Annotated in this window: 18 protein-coding genes; 10 read left to right on the forward strand and 8 right to left on the reverse strand. The window is 58.9% G+C overall.

The window, feature by feature from the left end; genetic code table 11:
• Nucleotides 1-171: 171 nt before the first annotated feature.
• Nucleotides 172-2,454, forward strand: coding sequence for a protease pro-enzyme activation domain-containing protein (locus VK574_RS20830; protein ID WP_472801801.1), 2,283 nt, complete (start codon nucleotides 172-174; stop codon nucleotides 2,452-2,454).
• 107 nt (nucleotides 2,455-2,561) lie between these two features.
• Here the strand turns inward: VK574_RS20830 and VK574_RS20835 are convergent, their stop codons facing one another.
• On the reverse strand, nucleotides 2,562-3,314 hold the full coding sequence (locus tag VK574_RS20835) for a hypothetical protein (protein ID WP_472801802.1): 753 nt from the start codon (nucleotides 3,312-3,314) through the stop codon (nucleotides 2,562-2,564).
• A gap of 295 nt (nucleotides 3,315-3,609) precedes the next feature.
• Nucleotides 3,610-4,785, reverse strand: a complete 1,176-nt coding sequence (locus tag VK574_RS20840; RefSeq protein ID WP_472801803.1) for a PP2C family protein-serine/threonine phosphatase — start codon at nucleotides 4,783-4,785, stop codon at nucleotides 3,610-3,612.
• 271 nt (nucleotides 4,786-5,056) lie between these two features.
• Between VK574_RS20840 and VK574_RS20845 the strand changes: the two genes are divergently transcribed.
• Nucleotides 5,057-6,253 (forward strand): acyltransferase family protein, encoded by a 1,197-nt coding sequence (locus VK574_RS20845; protein ID WP_472801804.1) that lies wholly within the window; start codon nucleotides 5,057-5,059, stop codon nucleotides 6,251-6,253.
• 361 nt (nucleotides 6,254-6,614) lie between these two features.
• Complete coding sequence (locus VK574_RS20850; protein WP_472801805.1) at nucleotides 6,615-7,379, forward strand: CPBP family glutamic-type intramembrane protease; 765 nt, start codon at nucleotides 6,615-6,617, stop codon at nucleotides 7,377-7,379.
• 53 nt (nucleotides 7,380-7,432) lie between these two features.
• Here VK574_RS20850 and VK574_RS20855 read toward each other — a convergent pair whose 3' ends face one another.
• On the reverse strand, nucleotides 7,433-8,452 hold the full coding sequence (locus tag VK574_RS20855) for a stage II sporulation protein M (RefSeq protein WP_472801806.1): 1,020 nt from the start codon (nucleotides 8,450-8,452) through the stop codon (nucleotides 7,433-7,435).
• Here VK574_RS20855 and VK574_RS20860 point away from each other — a divergent pair.
• The 3 genes from VK574_RS20860 to VK574_RS20870 all read left to right on the forward strand — a co-directional run bounded on the left by VK574_RS20860 (nucleotide 8,451) and on the right by VK574_RS20870 (nucleotide 10,480).
• A complete protein-coding gene (locus VK574_RS20860; RefSeq protein ID WP_472801807.1) occupies nucleotides 8,451-9,278 on the forward strand; it encodes an RDD family protein in 828 nt (275 codons plus the stop codon). The genes VK574_RS20855 and VK574_RS20860 overlap by 2 nt on opposite strands.
• A 354-nt stretch (nucleotides 9,279-9,632) precedes the next feature.
• The gene (locus tag VK574_RS20865) at nucleotides 9,633-9,992 is read left to right on the forward strand and encodes an STAS domain-containing protein (RefSeq protein WP_472801808.1); all 360 of its coding nucleotides are present in this window, start codon (nucleotides 9,633-9,635) and stop codon (nucleotides 9,990-9,992) included.
• A gap of 173 nt (nucleotides 9,993-10,165) precedes the next feature.
• Complete coding sequence (locus VK574_RS20870) at nucleotides 10,166-10,480, forward strand: DUF3303 domain-containing protein (protein ID WP_472801809.1); 315 nt, start codon at nucleotides 10,166-10,168, stop codon at nucleotides 10,478-10,480.
• 113 nt (nucleotides 10,481-10,593) lie between these two features.
• On the opposite strand, the gene VK574_RS20875 is transcribed toward VK574_RS20870, so the two are convergent.
• Nucleotides 10,594-10,872, reverse strand: coding sequence for a hypothetical protein (locus VK574_RS20875; protein ID WP_472801810.1), 279 nt, complete (start codon nucleotides 10,870-10,872; stop codon nucleotides 10,594-10,596).
• Between the two features lie 330 nt (nucleotides 10,873-11,202).
• On the opposite strand from VK574_RS20875, the gene VK574_RS20880 reads away from it, so the two are divergent.
• Nucleotides 11,203-12,399 carry a tetratricopeptide repeat protein gene (locus VK574_RS20880; protein WP_472801811.1) on the forward strand — a complete coding sequence of 399 codons (1,197 nt, stop codon included), beginning with the start codon at nucleotides 11,203-11,205 and terminating at the stop codon, nucleotides 12,397-12,399.
• Between the two features lie 186 nt (nucleotides 12,400-12,585).
• Here the strand turns inward: VK574_RS20880 and VK574_RS20885 are convergent, their stop codons facing one another.
• Nucleotides 12,586-12,723 carry a hypothetical protein gene (locus VK574_RS20885; RefSeq protein WP_472801812.1) on the reverse strand — a complete coding sequence of 46 codons (138 nt, stop codon included), beginning with the start codon at nucleotides 12,721-12,723 and terminating at the stop codon, nucleotides 12,586-12,588.
• A gap of 386 nt (nucleotides 12,724-13,109) precedes the next feature.
• Nucleotides 13,110-13,385: a hypothetical protein gene (locus tag VK574_RS20890; RefSeq protein WP_472801813.1), complete on the reverse strand. Its 276-nt coding sequence runs from the start codon at nucleotides 13,383-13,385 to the stop codon at nucleotides 13,110-13,112.
• A 149-nt stretch (nucleotides 13,386-13,534) separates the two neighbouring features.
• Between VK574_RS20890 and VK574_RS20895 the strand changes: the two genes are divergently transcribed.
• On the forward strand, nucleotides 13,535-15,151 hold the full coding sequence (locus tag VK574_RS20895) for a carboxylesterase/lipase family protein (protein ID WP_472801814.1): 1,617 nt from the start codon (nucleotides 13,535-13,537) through the stop codon (nucleotides 15,149-15,151).
• Nucleotides 15,152-15,276: 125 nt separating this feature from the next.
• Here the strand turns inward: VK574_RS20895 and glk are convergent, their stop codons facing one another.
• A complete protein-coding gene (glk, locus tag VK574_RS20900; protein ID WP_472801815.1) occupies nucleotides 15,277-16,305 on the reverse strand; it encodes a glucokinase in 1,029 nt (342 codons plus the stop codon).
• Complete coding sequence (gene pgl / locus VK574_RS20905; RefSeq protein WP_472801816.1) at nucleotides 16,302-17,099, reverse strand: 6-phosphogluconolactonase; 798 nt, start codon at nucleotides 17,097-17,099, stop codon at nucleotides 16,302-16,304. The genes glk and pgl overlap by 4 nt, the downstream gene beginning before the upstream one ends.
• 316 nt (nucleotides 17,100-17,415) lie before the next feature.
• Here pgl and VK574_RS20910 point away from each other — a divergent pair, with 316 nt between their 5' ends.
• Entirely contained in the window at nucleotides 17,416-18,240 is an 825-nt protein-coding gene (locus VK574_RS20910) for an alpha/beta fold hydrolase (protein ID WP_472801817.1), read from the forward strand.
• 178 nt (nucleotides 18,241-18,418) lie between these two features.
• Nucleotides 18,419-18,613, forward strand: a 195-nt coding sequence (locus VK574_RS20915) for a tetratricopeptide repeat protein (protein WP_472801818.1), incomplete at its 3' end; no start/stop codon positions are given.

Raw genomic sequence — 18,613 nt, forward strand, 5'->3', positions numbered from 1 at the left:
GGTAACTGTGACCCAAGTGCATCCCCGTCGCTGCCTAGGTAACTACCCCACCGGAACCGTCTCCAGAATTCTCTAGACACCGAATCCAGACTTGCCTGAGAATGCATCAACGCCGGGGAACCCGCTTCGGTGTTGCCCGATTCCAAAGCCCCCCACCCCCAAGGAGAATTTGTGATTCCAAGAACAGGGAAACTCCTGACTTTCTGCGCAGCGCTGACGCTTTCCGCCACCTGCCTGGCCCAATCTGTCATGACGCATCACGTCCGCGACGTGGTGAAAGGTGGCCATGCGCAGGCCAATGGCCGTCTCCCCGGCAACCAGGTATTGGATCTTGATCTGGTTCTGCCCGTCCGCAATCCCGCTGGCCTCAAGGCATTCCTCGCCGATGTCTACAACCCCGCCAGTCCAAACTATCGTCAGTTCCTTACCCCAACAGAATTCACCGCCCGCTTCGGACCCACCGCCGACGACTACGATACCGTCGTCCGCTTCGCCAAAACCTACGGCTTTGACGTGGTCGGCGGCTCCCGCGACGGCATGCTCGTCCAGGTCAAGGGCACCGTCTCCAACATTGAAGCTGCGTTCCACGTGAACATGCGCACCTATAAGCACCCCACCGAGGATCGCAACTTCTTTTCAACCGATAGTGAGCCTGCTCTGGATCTGCCTTTCAAGCTGTGGCACATCTCCGGCCTCGACAACTACTCCATTCCCAGGCCGCTTGTTGTCAACAAGAAGGACTACGCCGCGGCGCACGGAATCCAGCCCGAGCAGGTCGTCTCCCTCGCCACCACCGGGTCTGGTCCCTCGGCCTCGTTCCTGGGCAGCGACATGCGCGCCGCCTACGCCACCGGCACGGCTCTTACCGGCGCCGGTCAGAACCTCGGCCTGTTTGAATTTGAAGGCACGAATCTCGCCGACCTGACCACATACTTCAAAAACGTGGGCCAGACCAACAATGTGCCCGTCACCCTCGTGTCCACCGATGGCACCAGCACCGGCTGCTCCGCTCCGCGTTGCGACGACACTGAGCAGACACTGGACATGACCCAGGCCCTCGGCATGGCCCCCGGTCTCGCTAGCCTGGTGGTCTACATCGGCTCCACTGACACCTCCATCATCAGTGCCATGACCACGCACAACCCGCTGCCTACCACCATCGGCTGCTCGTGGGGATGGACGCCAGCCGATCCTTCCACTCTCGATCCCTTCTTCCAGAAGATGGCCTCGCAAGGGCAGAACTTTTTCGCCGCTTCCGGCGACAGTTCCACCTGGTCCAAACGCAACGAGGCATGGCCTGCAGACGATGCCAACGTCGTCTCAGTCGGAGGCACCGATCTTGTTACCGCCAGCGCTGGAGGCGCCTGGGCGTCTGAAACCGCATGGGTCGACAGCGGTGGCGGCATCAGCCCCGACGGCATCGCGATCCCCTCGTGGCAGACTGCTGCAATCAATTCCAGCAATAAGGGATCGACCACGCTTCGCAATGGACCGGACGTCTCGGCCAATGCTAACTTCACTTTCTACGTTTGCGCTGACCAGACTACCTGCACTGCCAATGAGTACGGTGGCACCAGCTTTGCCGCTCCCATGTGGGCTGGCTTCATCGCTCTCGTTAACCAGAATCTGGCCAACAACAGTAAGAGCCCCATCGGCTTTATCAACCCCACCATCTATTCCCAGAACGCCAATAGCTCGACCTATTCCGCCGACTTCCACGACATCAAGAGCGGAACCTCCGGCAGCTTCTCCGCAGTCACTGGATTCGATCTTGTCACTGGATGGGGCAGCCCCACGGCGGCTCTTATCACAGCGCTGAGCGGGACCATCGCTCCGGGCTTCGGCGTCTCTGCTTCGCCCTCTACGGTCTCAGTGGCTCAAACCGGTGCGCAGGGAACCACCGTCACGATCACGCCGAATAACGGATTCACAGGATCGGTGGCCCTCACAACCTCAACCCTGCCGACCGGCGTCACCATTGGTTGGAGTACAAACCCCGTGCCAATCACCAGCAGCAGCGCGGTCGGATCCACTTTGACCTTCACCACGTCCGGTGCTGCACCGGGATCCTATCCCATTACAGTCACTGCAACGTCAGGCGGCATTGTTGAAACCACAATCGTCACTCTCACCGTGACCGGAGCAACTCCCACCTTCACCCTCACCCCATCGGCCACAAAGATTTCCGTCTCGCCCTCAGGCACCGGAAAAATCACCCTCACAACAGCCATAAGCGGAGGCTTCAGCTCTGCGGTCAGCCTGTCGGGTACCGTCACCGGCTCCAGGGTCACGCTTAGCTTCAGCCCGTTATCCATCGCGGCACCCGGCGCTGGAACGTCGACCATGACCATCACCGTCAACCGCCGAGCCGCGGCAGGCACCCGCACCATAACGATCACCGGCACCGGTGGAGGCGTCACCCAGCACGCCACCGTAACGCTAACCATCCCGTAGCCCGGTTCAACTGCAAACCCACAACGAAGAGCCCGGACCGATAAGGTCCGGGCTCTTCGTTTGCAAATCTCATCTGGCCGTCGCCATTCGGCTTTTTTGGAGACGGTTTATTTGCAGTCGTTCCGCAATACCGGTGCGCCGGCGATGTCAGTGTCGATGCAGGGAATGGCGCTTAGATACTCGTAGATGGCGCGGATGTCGTGGTCCGTCATGTTTTGATGAACGGGCCAGGGCATCACTTGCAGCACATCCCCGTTGAACGGAGGCAAGAGACAGTTGCCATCGGGAGATCCTGTGCAGTTCGGATGAATTTGATCGAAGTCCTTTCCTGTACGCAGGATGGTGAGGAACTCCTCAAACGTGTGGCCTCCTTCGGGCCGCCCCGTCTTGTCGGGAGTCAAGTTGCGGGAGTAAAGGTGCGTCAGCTCTGATGCGACCCCGAACGGACCGAAGTCTCGGCCGCCGCCCAGGTAGGTGGCTGGATTGACATGCTGCATCCCGGTGAATGGACCATGGGGAGGAGACAGAAGGTAGGGGTTTCCCGGGCCAAGGTACTCGGTCGCCGGACCCTGGCTATGACACCCGTTGCAGTCGGATTGTGCGTTGACGATATAACTGCCCAATCCAACCAATTTTCGATCCTTTTTTTCGAAGTTGAGGGGAACCGGTGCGATTTCCAAACCTATCCGGACCTTGCTCTCATCCTGGTCGCGATCGGATTCCGGCCCCGCGCTAACGCGGGGAGTTTTGAATGACGCCAGCAAAACGGTGATCGCGACAAGTACCGCGGAAGCACCCAACAGTTTGAGAATTGGTCTCGACTGAGCTGGCGCTGCAAGCAATCTCACTAGCTTGTTCATACGAATCTCCTGCAGGCCGAAGGCCTGATCCAGTTAGGCGTGAGTTGTAACGAGTTGTTGCCCGATTTGGCTCCGACAGCCACCTGAGTATTGGGCCCACTCGCAAGGGGAAAGTCCTGAAACGAATGGTGCGCCGGATGGTAGGACTCGTTGGACGAAGATGTCAACAGGATTGTTCAGGCACCTCGCGCACAGCCGGCATGATTTCACCGGCGAACCGGACAGAACTCAAAAATGGGTTTATGTCCGAGCTGCCCACCACGCAGCCGGAACCGACGAAATCGTACTACTCGGCTCAATGAGTAATTTGGGCTCGTCCGTTACCTGAATTGCCTGGCACAGCAGTGCGGGAGATGGAGATGACGCTGATATCGTCCTCCTGTCCGAACATCTGGGCGGCGCTGGCAACCTCGGTGGCAGACTGTGCAGTGCGTAGCAGCTGATGAACCCGCTCAAATCCAAATAGTTGACCGTCGTCATCCATCGCTTCTGCTACGCCGTCCGACATGAGCATCAGCCTGTCGCCATCCTTCATTCGAAAATGCATTACGGAAGACTCCGCGCCTTCGATCATGCCCAGCGGCAGCGCGCCCTCCATGGGCAACGGTTCACCGTTCAAATAGGGTGCAATATGGCCGGCGTTGGCCAGCGTGACTGCACCATCATTCGAAATGTGCAGCGCCAGGCAGGTGGCCTGGGCATCGCTGCGACCCACAAGAAGCAGATTCAGAGTGCCGAGTACGGCAGTTGGATCGGAAACATATTGAGCCGCAGTGCGGATCGCTCCCACCATCAACGCCACCAGCATCCCTGCCTTCAGCCCTTTCCCGGCTACATCGCCAGCCACGATCAGCAAGCTCCCATCGGTTCTGTGTGGGATCATCTGGAAAAAGTCCCCGCCCACCTCCCGCGCGGGCCGGTACTCGCTCTCCACCACCAGCCCCGGGAGCGCCAGACGCGATTCCGGGAGGATGAGTTGCTGCACCTCCTGCGCTTGCGCCAATTCGTTGTGCATGCGGAACGACTCCCTACCCAGGCTTCGGAGGTAACTGATGGAGAAAATGTAAGAGAGGATGAGCACAGACAGGATTCCGATTGCTGCGAAATCGATTCCTCTCTCCGACGGAACCGGCTGCAGATTGAAGGTGCCAATCATCCAGTTTGCGATGCCGGTGTCGATGGAGCCGAGAAAGCACTGGAGCACAATCAACAGCAAGACAAACGCCTTCGGAAGTCGAGCCAGCACGAAGACCCATAGCATCGCGTTTAGACCGCTGATAGTCGCGATCGCCAGCACCGCAGCGTACTGCATCTGTCCTTTTGCATAGACCAGGTCGACGACGAAGCCAACCACAGAGAATAAAAAGAAGACGGCGATCAACTGCAACCACAGGCGTTTGAAAGGGACACCTTGTAGGTGCTCCGAATGGATTAGATATTTCAGGCGCCAAAGTTTCCCTTTCGCAGTCATCGACACGAACCTCCTTCGGCATCTATCAGTCTGCGTCCCCGACAATTTGCGTCCTGGCTAGGAGCGAATATACCGAACGCTGCATGCTCAGTGCGAGGTTGCTGTGCAAAGTCATCAGTAGGGTGAGTTGAGTCCAGGCTCCGGACGATTCACCGCGCAATCTGAAGTTCTTTGCCGCACCGTATCGACCTGCACCTCCCCATTCAGCTACTTGGCACACCCCCCCCCCAGCGCGTAGCGTAAGGTGCAAGCAATTTTCTTCGGGGTAGAAATGCAGCCAAGTCTCACTGAAAAGCAGACCAGCGTTACCAATCCGGCTCTGGCGCCCAATCCCGTCAAGCGCATCCTTGCGCTCGATGTGGTCCGCGGCATCACCATCGCCTTCATGATCATGGTCAACAACAATGGCGGCCCCGGTTCATGGCATTTTATGAATCACGCCAACTGGAACGGCCTCACCCCCACCGACCTGGTCTTTCCCACCTTCGTCTTCATCGTGGGCGTCTCGGTTGTCTTCGCCTTCGACGCACGCCTTGCCAAAGGCGTGCCTCGCGCGCAACTCGCAAGGCACACTATCATCCGCGCCCTCGTCCTCATCCTCTTCGGCATCATCGTCAACAGCTTCCCGTTCTTCCATCTCGACCACATGCGCTTCTACGGCGTGCTCCAGCGGATCGCCGTCTGCTACCTCGTCGTCGGCCTTTTCTATCTGTGGGACCAGCGAGCCTCCACCAAATGGATCGCTCTTGCTGCATGCCTCGTCGGTTACTGGGTTCTCCTTCGCTGGGTTCCCATTCCCGGAGTCGGCACGCCGGGCCGTGACGTCCCCTTCATGGACATGACCCAGAACCTCGTCTCCTGGATCGATCGCAGTCTTTTCCCGCATCACCTTTATCTCTACTCACCTGACCACAACGTGCGCGACCCCGAAGGCCTGCTCAGTGATCTCCCCGCCATCGGCACCGCGCTCATGGGCATGCTCGCCGGCCTGTTCCTGCGATCCCGCCGGTCCGTCTCCGCCAAGACCGCCGGCCTCGCTGCTGCTTCACTCTGCAGTCTCGCCGCCGGCTATCTCTGGTCGCTCGAGTTTCCCCTGAATAAAAACATGTGGACGAGTTCCTTTGTCCTCGTCGCCGGCGGCTACTCGCTCGCCCTCCTCACCTTCGCCTGGTTCACCATCGAGCAGATGGATTGGCGCAAAGGCTGGACGTGGCCCTGGCTCATCTTCGGCTCCAACGCCATCGCCGCATACATGTTCAGCGAACTCGTGCCCGGCATCCTCGATACCGTCACGATCCAGTCTGGCCCAACGGGGCACCTCAACCTCAATGCCTGGATCTTCATCCACGTCTTCGCGCACGTACCCAATCCCCATTGGGCCGCCTTCGCTTACTCCGTCTCCTTCACAGCGTTCTGCTTCATCCCCGTTTGGATCCTCTACCGCAAGAAAATCTTCCTCAAGGTCTAGCCGCGAAGGCAACTGTCGGTCTTGAATGGCGCGGATCGGGGAACCCACGCAGTGGGTCGCGTGCTACAACTCAGCAGCATAAGAACGGCTTTAGCCGCTGAGGGATGCCTTGTCAACGTGCGACTTCAACTACGGCCGTACAGCCCAAGGTGACTTCCGGTGACCAGCGTGTCCTCCACAAAAGTGTTATCCCCAGCCCCATCTGATAACCCCGGGCGTATGCTAACCGTCTATCTGCTCAAACAGGTGCTCAAAAAGCCTGGGCAAGTAGATTCACCATCTGGCTGCGTTGATGTACTGCAGATGTACTGCAGCCGGTTTGTCGAAGTCCCTGCACCACCCTTCGGCATGGAGGTCGCGCATGAGTATACCCGCGGAATCCCCAACGAGCTGCGCCTGCGCCGCGGCTCCATCACCCGGGCGGCGCATCGCATGGGAACTCGCCGAACTCGCAGTCGGGTACTGCCTCATCCTTGCTGTCATCTGGACACCACACCCCCTCCAGCATTGGCTCTACTTCATCGCTCTTGGATGGTTCATCGTCTCCATCACCCTTTCCTTCGAGGGCTGGAAGGCCATGGGTTGCAGCGTCGCGGGATTCTGGCGTTCCTCATGGATCATAGGCGTCGCCCTCACCCTGGCCGCCATCGCTACCTTCTTCGCCAGCAGCCTGCATACGCTGCACCATCCCGCCGGTGCTGCGGAGTGGCTCAAATCCTTTGGCGGCTACACCGTCTGGTCGCTCATGCAGCAGTTGCTGCTCCAGGGATACTTCCTCGCGCGTCTTCTGCGCATCATCCCAAAGGCAAACATCGCAGCGTTCCTCGCCGCCTTGGTCTTTGCCCTGGCCCATCTGCCTAACCCGATTCTCACGCCGCTCACGCTGGTCTGGGGACTCGCCGCCTGCCTCGTCTTCATCCGCTCGCGCAACGTCTATCCCCTGGCCATCGCGCACGCCATCTTCGGCATCTGTGTCGCCGTCACCATTCCCGCGAATGTTCTGCACAACATGCGCGTCGGGCTTGGCTATATCAGATTTCGTCCGCAACCCCTTCACCTCAGCCAGAGCGACCATGTCGTATCCACCGAAGCGTGGTTAATCGCCGAAGCCCCCACGCGCCGCTGAGCCCGCCAAACAAGTGCAAAGGAAATTAGTTCCGCCCGCCCGCCTTCGCACTGTCATTCCGACCGACCAACGGGAGTGGAGGAACCTGCAGTTGCTTCTAGCGCTTTCCCTTGTTCTCTTGTTCCCGGCCTTTTAAACAGCCACGTCATCAACAGCGTAAACAACAGCGCCCCGACCGAGAACTTCAGCCACACCGGCGCATGCGAAGGCGAGAAAAATCCCTCCAGGCATCCGGCCACCACCAGCATCGGAATCACTCCCGCCACCAGCTGTGTAGCCTCAATGCCGCCCTTCGCCACCGATTCTTTCCAGCGATATCCTCCGGGAAACAGCATCGCATGTCCCACTCGAAACCCTGCGCCGCCCGCGATGATGATCGCCGGCAACTCCAGCGACCCGTGCGGTGCAATAAAGCTCCACAGTGGGATCGACATGCTGTATTGATGGCACGCCGCCGCAATCACCCCCAGCATCATCCCGTTGTTGAATAAGAGAAAAAATGTGCCGACCCCAAACGTGATTCCTGCGGCAAATGCAAGAAAGCTTACCGAAAGATTGTTCGTCATGATGTGGCTGGTTTCTTTCGGCGCCACGCTCACAATGGAGTCGGTCCACATCTTGTGCTGCTCCATCGTCGCGATCATCGCCGGCCCCACAAAGTGACGCATAAACTCCGGCCGCGCACTCGTCAGCGCCGCGCCCAGCATCGCCCACGCAATCATCACCAGCAGCGAAGCCGTAACGTACGGCAGTTGCCGCTGAAAGATTGCCGGATACTCATCCTTGAGAAAGCGAAACAGCGTCAGCCACGTCGTCTTCTGGCGCGAATAGATGATGTGGTGCGCGCGTGCCAGCAGTTGATTCACATGGTCGCTGTAGGTTCGCGCCGTCTCGTCGCGCCGCAGCACCGAGAGATCCGCCGCGACCTGCCGGTAGAGGAGTGCCATCTCCTGCAACTCGGCGCGCGACAGGCTGTTTAGCCCGTTCTTGTCCGTTCGCGACAGCAAGACCGCCAGCCGGTCCCAATACGGCCGGCGCTTCGCGATCCACTGGTTCGATAGAATGGGCGCCATGACTCAGTTTGACCAGAGTTCAGATCAGCTTAGCATTGAAACACCCGAGCTTGTCGCCATCCAGATGCCCCTCGCCGGCATCGGCAGCCGCTTCATCGCCCTCCTGGTCGACTACATCATCTGGTTCATCGGCATCGTCTTTGTCGTCTGGATCTTCGCTTTCTTAATGCCCGGTCTCAATGCTTTCAACCGCCTCTCCGCGCAATGGGCGACCGCCATCTACCTCTTTCTGCTTTTCTTGTTCAACTGGGGCTATTTCACCTTGTTTGAGGCCTTCTGGAACGGCCGCACCCCCGGCAAGCGCATCGCCCGCATCCGCGTCATCCAGCGCTCCGGGCGCGCTATCGGCCTCTTTGAATCCATGGCCCGTAACTTCATCCGCTACATCGACCAGATCCCGTTCTTCTACGCCGTCGGCGCCATTACCATCTTCGTTACACGCGATCACCAGCGCCTCGGCGATCTCGCCGCCGGCACCCTCGTCGTCCGCGACCGTATCGAAGAAGCCCCCATCAGCACGGAGGCTACCCGTACATTCACCGCCAACATCTTCGCCCCCGCCGCGCCCACCCCCGAACCCTCCGCAGGCTTCTCCCTCCCCGATCACGGAGTGGCCAAACTCGCCGCCTCCGACCTTCAGGTCCTCGAAAGCTTCTTCGCCCGCCGCCTCGACATGCCTCTCGCCACCCGCGCCGCCCTCGCACAGCGCATCTCCGCCGCCATCCAGTCCAAGTCCGGCCTCGAACCCCCTCCCGGCGTCAGCGTGGAAACGTTCCTAGAAATCATCGCCCGCCAACTCCGCGACGTAGCCCGCATGCACTCCTAGTTTTGAAGTGTCATTCCGACCGACCAACGGGAGCGGAGGAACCTGCAGTTGCTCTGTCTCCACATCGCCAACAACGTCCTTGCGTAGCCATCCGCAACCTGTCATTCCGACCGACCCGCCTTCGCACTGTCATTCCGACCGACCCCTGAGCGCAGCGGAGGAACCTGCAGTTGTTTTTCTGCATGCCATCAACGCCATCTCGGCGGCATGTTGCCGGGTTAGCCGAAGCCACAGAGGTCGAAACACCGGCCGCAACCGTCACAAACCCTTGTCCTTCCAGCCCAAACCGCAACAAACCAATTGGCTCTTCTGGACTTTTGGTGGCAAGCTAAGAGAGTACGGAGTCGATTCATCATGCAGACCAAAACCAAGTGGCACATTGACCAGCTCACATCCCCCGCGGGACACCCTGTATTCGTCCTGCGCTTCGACGGCGACATCGCCGCCACATCCAAAGCGGAATTCCAGGGCTGTTATCAAAGCCTTCCCAAAGAATCCTCCAAGCTGATTCTTCTCGATTTCTCCAAGGTGAGTTACATCAATTCCAGCGGGATCACTCTGGTCATCCAGCTCCTGATGGAGGCCTATCATCACGCGCAGAAGATCTACGCCTTCGGCCTGTCGCCTCACTTCACAAAAATCTTCACCGTAGCCGGCATCACTGAGTACGCTAAACTCTTCCGCACCCAGGCCGACGCCGTCGAGGCATTCTAGCGCCTGACCACCCGCGCCACCCGTCGTCCTGCGCGACCCTGCACGAGCTGAAGGGAAGTCGAATCCGGGCAGGCCGGAGTATCCTTGCTCCACACTTCCCCGTTGCCAGTTCCTCACCCATCTCTAAAAACGACGGGGCTGATCGTCACCAGAATGCGAAAGAGGGAGAAACCATGAAGTACATGATCAGTTGGAACGAACGTCCACAGGGATCGCCAGGCGATTACGAAAATGCACAGAAGCGAATTCTGGAGGTTTTTAGCCCGTGGAAGCCGCCGGCCAATTTCAAAATCGAGTCGTTCGTCATCCGCGTCGGTGATTGGGGTGGATACATGCTGATGGAATGTGACGACCCGCTCGAAGTGCATAAGTTCTGTTCGATGTTGCCTGCCTTCACGTTCGAAGCTCGCCCCGTCGTCCCAGTCGCCGACGCCATTCGCGTGGAACTCGAAGCGATGGCCTATCGCGATGGACTAAAAGGCAAGTGACATTCAATTGGATTACGTATGAATCGCACCGCCGATCCGGACACTAGCCCTTCCTGGGTTCTGTCCGGATTGACGTTGTTTTCGTTCGCTACGGATTCCGTCGTGCCATCCGGCTACGGCGCCTTCAATTGCGGCACCGAAGGAGCCGTCTTCGGAACAGGTGGGGCCGCCACAAGATACCCCTCAATCGCCAGGAACGCTATCGGAGGGCCTAACAGAAACCACAATCCGCGCCATCGGAAAGTGAAGAGGCAGTGAACAAAGATCAAAAGCCATAAGACTGCCGGGACGTATCCGAATATTCCCCAGTGCGCAGCCGCTTCTACAAGCAAGGCGATGGCGGCCACTGCAAGAGACAGAGTCATCTCGACAAAAAACAGCGTCTTGTTCACGTTCGCTGCTCGCGGCAAAACTGAAGATGGATGGCCAGGCCTCGTACGGCAATCTCGAATGCAATGCGTTCCGTAGTGTCATCAGCCGTAAGATTGGGGGTCACGAACGCGATTCTATTCGAGAAACCCGTTGAAATGGCGCTTTCTTACGCTCCCAGGGGGAGTCGCGGCCAATCCGGGAGGAAAAGAAAACAGCCCAGGATGAAATCCGGCAAACCAGGCTGACTTCACCCAGCCCGGTGCGCGCCGGCCCGACCCACGTAAATTTGTCGCATCCAGTTCCACGAGCGACAATGAACGTGGCCGTCAAATCAAGCGGGAAGGGAACTCGTGAAACGGATCGTGCAATCCGAATTGGCATTGGCCGTTTGGCTCGCCGCGGCTTCCGCATTCGCACAAACCCCTTCGCAGCCCACCGATCTCCGCCAATCCGCCCTCGCTCTCGAGCAGCAAGGCAAATTCGCCGAGTCCGAACAAGCCTGGCGCGCGTTCCTCAAGGCCCGCCCCTCCGATGCCGAACCCTACGCGCACCTCGGCCTACTCGAAGCCCATCAGGACCACTACAAGGAAGCGGTCCCTCTCTATCGCAAAGCCCTCGCCCTCAAGCCCGGCATGCCCGGCCTGCGCCTTAACCTCGGGCTGGCCCTCTTCAAAGTCGGCGAACTGAAAGCCGCGATCCCCGAATTCACCACGCTCCTCAAGAGCGCGCCGCCCCACTCGCCCGAAGCGCTCCGCTATACGATTCTCCTCGGCATGTCCCACTACGGGCTCAGCCAATTTGCTCAGGCCGCACCTTACTTGAAGACCGCCGCAGACGCCGATCCGCAGAATCTGTCCATCCGCCTCACTCTCGCCCACAGCTATCTCTGGTCGAAACAATACAACCGCGTCCTCGACGTCTATCGCGAAATCCTCAATCTCGATCCCGACTCCGCCGAAGCCGACATGCTCGCTGGCGAAGCCCTCGACGAAATGAACGATAGTTCGGGCGCCATCGACATGTTCCGCAAAGCCGTCCAAGCCAAGCCCGGCGAGCCCGACGTACACTTCGGCCTGGGCTATCTGCTTTTGACCCAGAAGCAATATCCCGAAGCCATCAAGGAATTCCAGGCCGAACTGACCAACAATCCCAATCATGCCCAGGCGATGCTTTACGCCGCCGATGCTGACATCCAGATGAATCAGTACAGCGATGCCGCGCCCTTGCTGGAAAAGGCGATCAAGCTTGACCCCTCCGTCGGCCTCGCCCACCTCGACCTCGGCATCCTTGCTGCCAATGACGGCCGCAACGACGATGCGCTTCGCGAATTCCTCGCCGCCGAAAAGCTCACGCCCAACGATGTCAATGTGCATTGGCGTCTCGGCCGCCTCTACCACGCCATGGGCCGAAAAGAGGAAGCTAAAGCCGAACTCGCCAAGGCCAGCACCATCACCCGTTCGGCAGATCAGGAACTCTACAAGAAGATCTCAGGCGGTCAAGCCAAACCTGCGAATACTCTGACGCCGGCTGCTCCCATCAACAAATAGCATTTCAGCTTGGAATCGGTTGCATAAAGCGCCTTAACGGGGCACGGCTTAATTTTGCTGAGAAGCTCACTTCCACGCAGGGTTGTATCAGGGCACGCGTCATGCAGCGAACGCATAAGACCAGACGTCGGGCTTTAGCCCCTGAGCACCGCGCGACTTTCCTTGTCGTCACCCGTGCAACCAGTTCTAGCTGCGGCGCTCTTGAGCCACGATCGATGCCTCTTTGGTGAGAAGCTGCGCAAGCGCCCGCTCCGGACACATGTGATGCAACTCGACCTGCTCCAGATCGACTTCCGACTCGACCGCAGTGGCCACCGTCATCATGCATTCGAGGCACCGCGTATTGTATGTCCCGTTCTCGTTTTGTGTTCGACTGTACATAAGTGGCGTCCGCCCGCTCACGAGGAGCAAGGTTTCTAGATAGTACGCATCCATCAAATCAGAAAACGTGACTTTCATCACCGACGCATGTGCGCAACGAACATGATCTACTGCTGCTGAGGCAGGACAAGGCCGAAACCGAATTCCATGCTTGGCGACGAAATTTCGCGGATGAGGTGCACTCAGTTGCCTTGTGTCAGGGCTCGACTTTAGTCGTGCCGAAAACATCGCCCAAAAGCGTGGGCTTTAGCCCCTGCAGTCTTTTCTGTCTCTCTATCAAATCATTCGCGATCATCCCGGAATTGGCCCACCCGATCGCAGGCCCTTACCTAAATCTTTGTGTTCTGGTTTTGATTGCGCCGCACTTGCCAGCAGGGACTCCTGCCGTCCTGGGAAAAGATGGCGACAGCGCAGGGAACATCGCTCGATCCCATGTAGTCGTATTCCGACTTGTTGCCCTTCAGCGGAACCACCAGCGTCCGGCTCACGGTTACGCTTCCCTGTGGCGATCCGCGCATTTTGTACACCGCCCAGTCTCCGCCATAGAGCGCAACGAACGTAACCACCAACGTCAGAACGATTCGCCGCACCCAAGCCCAGATCAAACTCGTCCTCCCCGAAGTGCGCCATTGCGCCGTCTCAAAAGAATCCTACGCGATCACTCCAGGATCCGCTCCTCCGTTTCCTGGTCTCTTTATCTCCGAGTTAGAATCACCCTGTTCGTAATCCCCGCAGAAATGAGCTGATGAACTCAATGTGCCGATTTGTTCTTCGTTTCGCCGCACACTCTTTCACCATTGCAATCCTCCTCTTCCTTGTCAGTGCATCGGCGCAGCCCGGCCCGCCCGTTGACACTGACAAGTCCCTCGTTGTCCGCACTACGACCGGAGAACTCAGCGGAGTCGCGCGTGCGGGGCGGGGCGCGGAATTTCTCGGCATACCCTATGCGCAAGCGCCCGTCGGCGATCTTCGTTGGCGCGAACCTGTCGCCGCGAAGCCCTGGGTCGGAACCCTGAATGCAACGAAATTCGGCTCCCCTTGTTCCCAGCCCGATCTTGGCGGCTGGAACCGCCACGACGCCGAAACCGGCAAGGAGGACTGCCTCTTTCTCAACGTGATCGTTCCCGAGTGGCCCGTAAGCAAGCCTCTCCCCGTCATGTTCTGGATACACGGTGGTGCCAATGAAGGCGGCACCGCCTCCAGTGCTCTCTACAAAGACGGCACACTCGTCAATCACGGTGTCATCCTCGTTACCGTCAACTATCGCCTCGGCATCTTCGGATTTCTCGCCCACCCCGAGCTCACGGCCGAATCGGCCCATCACGCTTCCGGCAACTACGGCCTCATGGACCAGCTACTCGCGCTCCATTGGGTCCGCGACAACATTGCCTTGTTCGGTGGCGACGTCAACAACATCACCGTCTTCGGCCAGTCGGCCGGCGCCATGGACACCAGCATGCTGATGACCTCGCCACTCGCAAAGGGCCTCTTCCAGAAAGCTCTCGCCGAAAGTGGTGCAGCCTTCACTGCGCCGCTCCTTCCGCTAGCCCAGGCTGAGCAGTCCGGCACGGCATTGGCGAAGGCCTTCAACGCTCCCTCCGCTGACGGCCAGATCAAATACCTGCGGACCCTTTCCGCATCGGAGATGCTCGCCGCCCAAGCCAAGCTTTCTCCGGCAAATCGCCTCCGTGTCGGTCCGGATATCGACGGATTCGTACTTCCCCAACAGCCCGTCGCAGTTTTCGAGTCCGGTCAGGAAGAGCACATCCCCTTCGTCTACGGCACTACGACGCGCGAATTCGGCAGCAACCAATCCGCCGACCAACTGCGCATGGCCATCAGCTTCGTCGCCGGTGCCTTCGCCGGCAAAGCCATCGCGGCTTACGGCCTCGCCAACGGAGGACAGGGCAACCCCGATCCGAAATACGGCACCGCCGCCGATCAGTGGTCCGCCGACATGATCTTCCGCTGCCCCTCCGTCACCCAGGCCGCATATCATGTAGCCGCGCACGACCCCACGTGGGAATACGAATTCAACCACGCCATTCCCGGCCAGGAAGCGCAAGGCGCCGTCCACTCCGCCGATCTGCCCTACGTCTTCGGCTTCTTCCCCAAAACCGGAAACATCGCCGGCAACTTCACCGACATAGACAAAAAGCTCGCCGATCTCATGGAAACCTATTGGACCAACTTCGCCAAGAACGGCAACCCGAACTCCTCAGGTCTTCCCAACTGGCCCCAACAAGTCAACACCGGCACCTACATTCAATTCCAGCAGGACGGGAAAGTTGAACCCGCCGACGCCCTCCGCGCCGCTCAATGCACTATCTATCGCGAGTGGCTAACCGCCCAATCCCACCCAGCACACTAGTCCGACTCTCGCGTGTAATGAGGGTGCCACCGGTCCCTCGCAGTTGGGGACCGGTGATGACAGCAGTGCGCAAAAAAGGAAGGGCCAGCGATGGCCGGCCCTTCTTCATCCCCTTTGGAAAACAACTATGCGTGATGCGCCACCGAAGCCGCCCGCGGCGAAACCCCGCTCAACTCCGCAGCCCGCGCCTCCGCATACCCCGCCGCACCCAACAGCGCCGCACGGCTATCCAGAATCACCCGCACCGGCATATGGATCAGCAACTGGCTCAGCCGCCCCTTGTCCTGGAACGCCTTGATGAATGTTCCATCCTTCAGCTTCTCCAGGATCCTCGGCGCAATCCCGCCACCCACATACAATCCACCCACCGACAATACTTTCAGCGCCAGGTTACCCGCTTCAGCCCCGTAGATCGAAACCATCATGTCCAGCGCCTTCGCGCAGATTTCGCTCTTCGCTGACAGCGCCATCTCCGTGATCACGCTGTTCGGGTCGGGCACTTCCGCAATCTTCTCGGCCAGCCACTTCGGCTCTTCCATCCCCTGGTTGTCGCGCAGAAACTCGTAGATATTCGTCAGGCCCATGCCGCTTACGCAGCGCTCGTAGCTGATGCGCCCGTTGTACTTCCGCTGCAGAAACCGCAGCAGCTCAATCTCCGTCTCGTTGCGCGGACCAAAATCCGTATGCCCGCCTTCTGAGGGATACGGCACGTGAATCCGCCCGTTCCATGCCAGGATTCCTTCGCCCAGTCCCGTTCCTGCAGCGATCAGTCCGCGGTTGCCAATCTGGCTCGCATCGCCTTCGCTCAACGTATAAAGCTGGTCCGGCCCCAGTTCGGCCACGCCATATCCATTCGCTTCCAGATCGTTGATCAGGAACACATGATCGATCTGCAGATTTCTCGCGAGTTCCCGACTGTCCAGCGTCCAGGGCAGGTTGGTCAACCTCAGCCGTCCATCGCGCACCGGCCCCGGCACACCAAAGCATGCCGCGCTTACCTTGTCTGTTCCCAGAAACTCCTTGACGATCTCTTCGAGTCCCGAATACTCCTTCGCCGGAAACTGCTTATCCCGTGTGTGACTGAGTTTTCCCTCGGCAAAATCGAATACAGCCAGGTGGACCTTCGTGCCGCCCACATCCCCTGCCAGAATCATCGCTCCATCTCCAAAACTCCACGTCCCTGCCCGTTCGTTGCGGGCAACAGCGCAGCAGCATCCTTATCCAGGATCAGAGTGAGTATACCGCCTGCAGGCCAGATCAGTTGGCTCGGCAGCCGCTCCGGATCGCGCGGCCCAGTGAAGACTTCCTTCACCAGTTCAGCCTTGTTTTTGCCGCCAATCAGGAAGAAAACCGAGCTCCCCTGGTTGATCACCGGCCACGTCAGCGTGATCCGCCACGTGTCCTTCTGCGGAACCTGGTTCGCTGTCACCAGCCGCCCCAGCGTGTGGATCGCCTCGGTGTGCGGAAACAGCGACGCCGTATGCCCATCGTCGCCCATTCCCAGTGAAATCAGGTCAAAGCGTGGAGTTTCCGCACCCTCCAGCCTGAAGTTATTTCGCAGCAGCGATTCATATCGCGCCGCCGCCACCTCCGGTTCCAGTTCGCCCTCCATCCGGTGCACCTGCTCCGGCTTCAGCGGAACGTGATCCAGCATCGCCTCCCGCGTCATGCGGTAGTTGCTTTCCGCGTCATCCGGCGGCACCGTCCGCTCATCCACCCAATAGAGTTCCAGCTTGTCCCACGGCATCCGCTTCAGCCACGGCTGCCCCGGATCGGCCAGCAACTGGAACGCCGCTTTCGGCGAAGAGCCTCCACTGATCGCGATCCGTGCGACACCTCGCTTAGCTGCCGCCTGTTCCGTCACCTCGACAAAGTGCTGCGCCGTTCGCCGTGCCAGCGCCGCCCCATCCGGCTCAACAATGTATTCAATTCGCAATTTCGCCGCCATCTCGGGGACCTCCGATTCCAAGATTAAATGCCAGGTCCATGCACATTCATCAATGCCAGCCATCAAAACAAAGCAACAAAGGCGCCCCAAGGGATCTGGATCTGGCTCAAGCGCCAACAATCAAGCGCAAGCAAGTTCTATAGTCTGGGTGCCGTCCTGCAAAACTTGGCAGAATTTTCAGAATCCGATCACCGATTCCTCACGTCTGATGAAGCGGAAATTCCTGAGTCCACAAAGGCCCCCGAGAATCTCAGGTTTGTAAACCTATCCACACCCTTGACCGAGTTTCCCACCTGAACCCATAAAGGAGAATCCTATGGACATGATCACCGTCAAAGACGGCACACAGATTTATTACAAAGACTGGGGCAACGGGCAGCCCATTGTGTTCAGTCATGGCTGGCCGCTCTCGGCCGATGACTGGGACACCCAGATGCTGTTCTTCCTCAATCACGGCTATCGCGTCATAGCCCATGATCGCCGAGGACACGGACGGTCCAGCCAGGTAAGCGATGGGCACGACATGGATCATTATGCCGACGATCTTGCGGCGCTGACGGAGCATCTCGATCTGAAGAACGCCATCCACGTGGGCCATTCGACCGGGGGTGGCGAGGTCGTGCATTATCTCGGACGGCATGGAGAGAGCCGCGTGGCGAAAGCTGCAATCCTCAGCGCTGTGCCGCCGCTGATGTTGAAGACGACGGCCAACCCGGGTGGCCTTCCCAAGGAAGTCTTCGACAACCTGCAGGCTCAGCTCCTGGCCAACCGCTCGCAGTTCTATCGCGACCTTCCGTCGGGTCCCTTTTATGGATTCAATCGACCAGGCGTGAAATCCTCTGAGGCGGTCATCCACAACTGGTGGCGACAGGGCATGATGGGCGGCGCAAAGGCGCATTACGACGGCATCGTGGCCTTTTCCCAGACCGATTTCACCGAAGACCTCAAGAAGATCACCGTGCCTGTTTTGGTGATGCATGGCGAAGACGATCAGATTGTCCCATTCGCCGATTCCGGTCCTCTTTCAGCGAAGTTACTCAAGAACGCTGAAACGAAGTTCTATCCAGGCTTCCCGCACGGCATGCCGACAACCCATGCCGGGCAGATCAATGCTGACCTGCTGGCTTTCATCAAGAAGTAGAGGACGCCGCAAGAGCTTTTCCGGGACGAAGGTGGTTCTTCATCGATTCAACTCGCCCTGGTGACTGCCTATAACGGGCTGGCTCTGGTGTATATGCAGAGGGAGGAATACGAACGAGCGCTTTCAAACGCTTAACGAGGCGCAACAGATCGCGCCCGGCAATTTCGAGACCAACAACGTGCAGGGGCTGGTTCTACTTCGCGCTGGCCGATGGCACGAGGCAGAGCCGCTTCTCGAGAAAGCGCTCACGGCGGAGCCTCGCAACGAGAACGTTCTATCTGAACTGGGCCTCCTGGAGTGGCAGCAGGTGCACGATCTGACGAAGGCGGCAGAGTTTTTCCATCGGGCTCTTGCGATCCACACCCAGGAGGAC

It is taken from the genome of Occallatibacter sp. (genome assembly GCF_035317045.1).
Taxonomy (GTDB): Bacteria; Acidobacteriota; Terriglobia; order Terriglobales; family Acidobacteriaceae; genus Telmatobacter.

Bases quoted from the DNA above. Each gene is read 5' to 3' on its own strand.
- VK574_RS20860 (WP_472801807.1), top strand. From the start codon at position 8,451: ATGACTCAGTTTGACCAGAGTTCAGATCAGCTTAGCATTGAAACACCC.
- VK574_RS20895 (WP_472801814.1), top strand. From the start codon at position 13,535: ATGTGCCGATTTGTTCTTCGTTTCGCCGCACACTCTTTCACCATTGCA.
- VK574_RS20850 (WP_472801805.1), top strand. From the start codon at position 6,615: ATGAGTATACCCGCGGAATCCCCAACGAGCTGCGCCTGCGCCGCGGCT.
- VK574_RS20845 (WP_472801804.1), top strand. From the start codon at position 5,057: ATGCAGCCAAGTCTCACTGAAAAGCAGACCAGCGTTACCAATCCGGCT.
- VK574_RS20855 (WP_472801806.1), bottom strand. From the start codon at position 8,452: ATGGCGCCCATTCTATCGAACCAGTGGATCGCGAAGCGCCGGCCGTAT.
- VK574_RS20870 (WP_472801809.1), top strand. From the start codon at position 10,166: ATGAAGTACATGATCAGTTGGAACGAACGTCCACAGGGATCGCCAGGC.
- pgl (WP_472801816.1), bottom strand. From the start codon at position 17,099: ATGGCGGCGAAATTGCGAATTGAATACATTGTTGAGCCGGATGGGGCG.
- VK574_RS20885 (WP_472801812.1), bottom strand. From the start codon at position 12,723: ATGATGACGGTGGCCACTGCGGTCGAGTCGGAAGTCGATCTGGAGCAG.
- VK574_RS20840 (WP_472801803.1), bottom strand. From the start codon at position 4,785: ATGACTGCGAAAGGGAAACTTTGGCGCCTGAAATATCTAATCCATTCG.
- glk (WP_472801815.1), bottom strand. From the start codon at position 16,305: ATGATTCTGGCAGGGGATGTGGGCGGCACGAAGGTCCACCTGGCTGTA.
- VK574_RS20910 (WP_472801817.1), top strand. From the start codon at position 17,416: ATGGACATGATCACCGTCAAAGACGGCACACAGATTTATTACAAAGAC.
- VK574_RS20865 (WP_472801808.1), top strand. From the start codon at position 9,633: ATGCAGACCAAAACCAAGTGGCACATTGACCAGCTCACATCCCCCGCG.
- VK574_RS20835 (WP_472801802.1), bottom strand. From the start codon at position 3,314: ATGAACAAGCTAGTGAGATTGCTTGCAGCGCCAGCTCAGTCGAGACCA.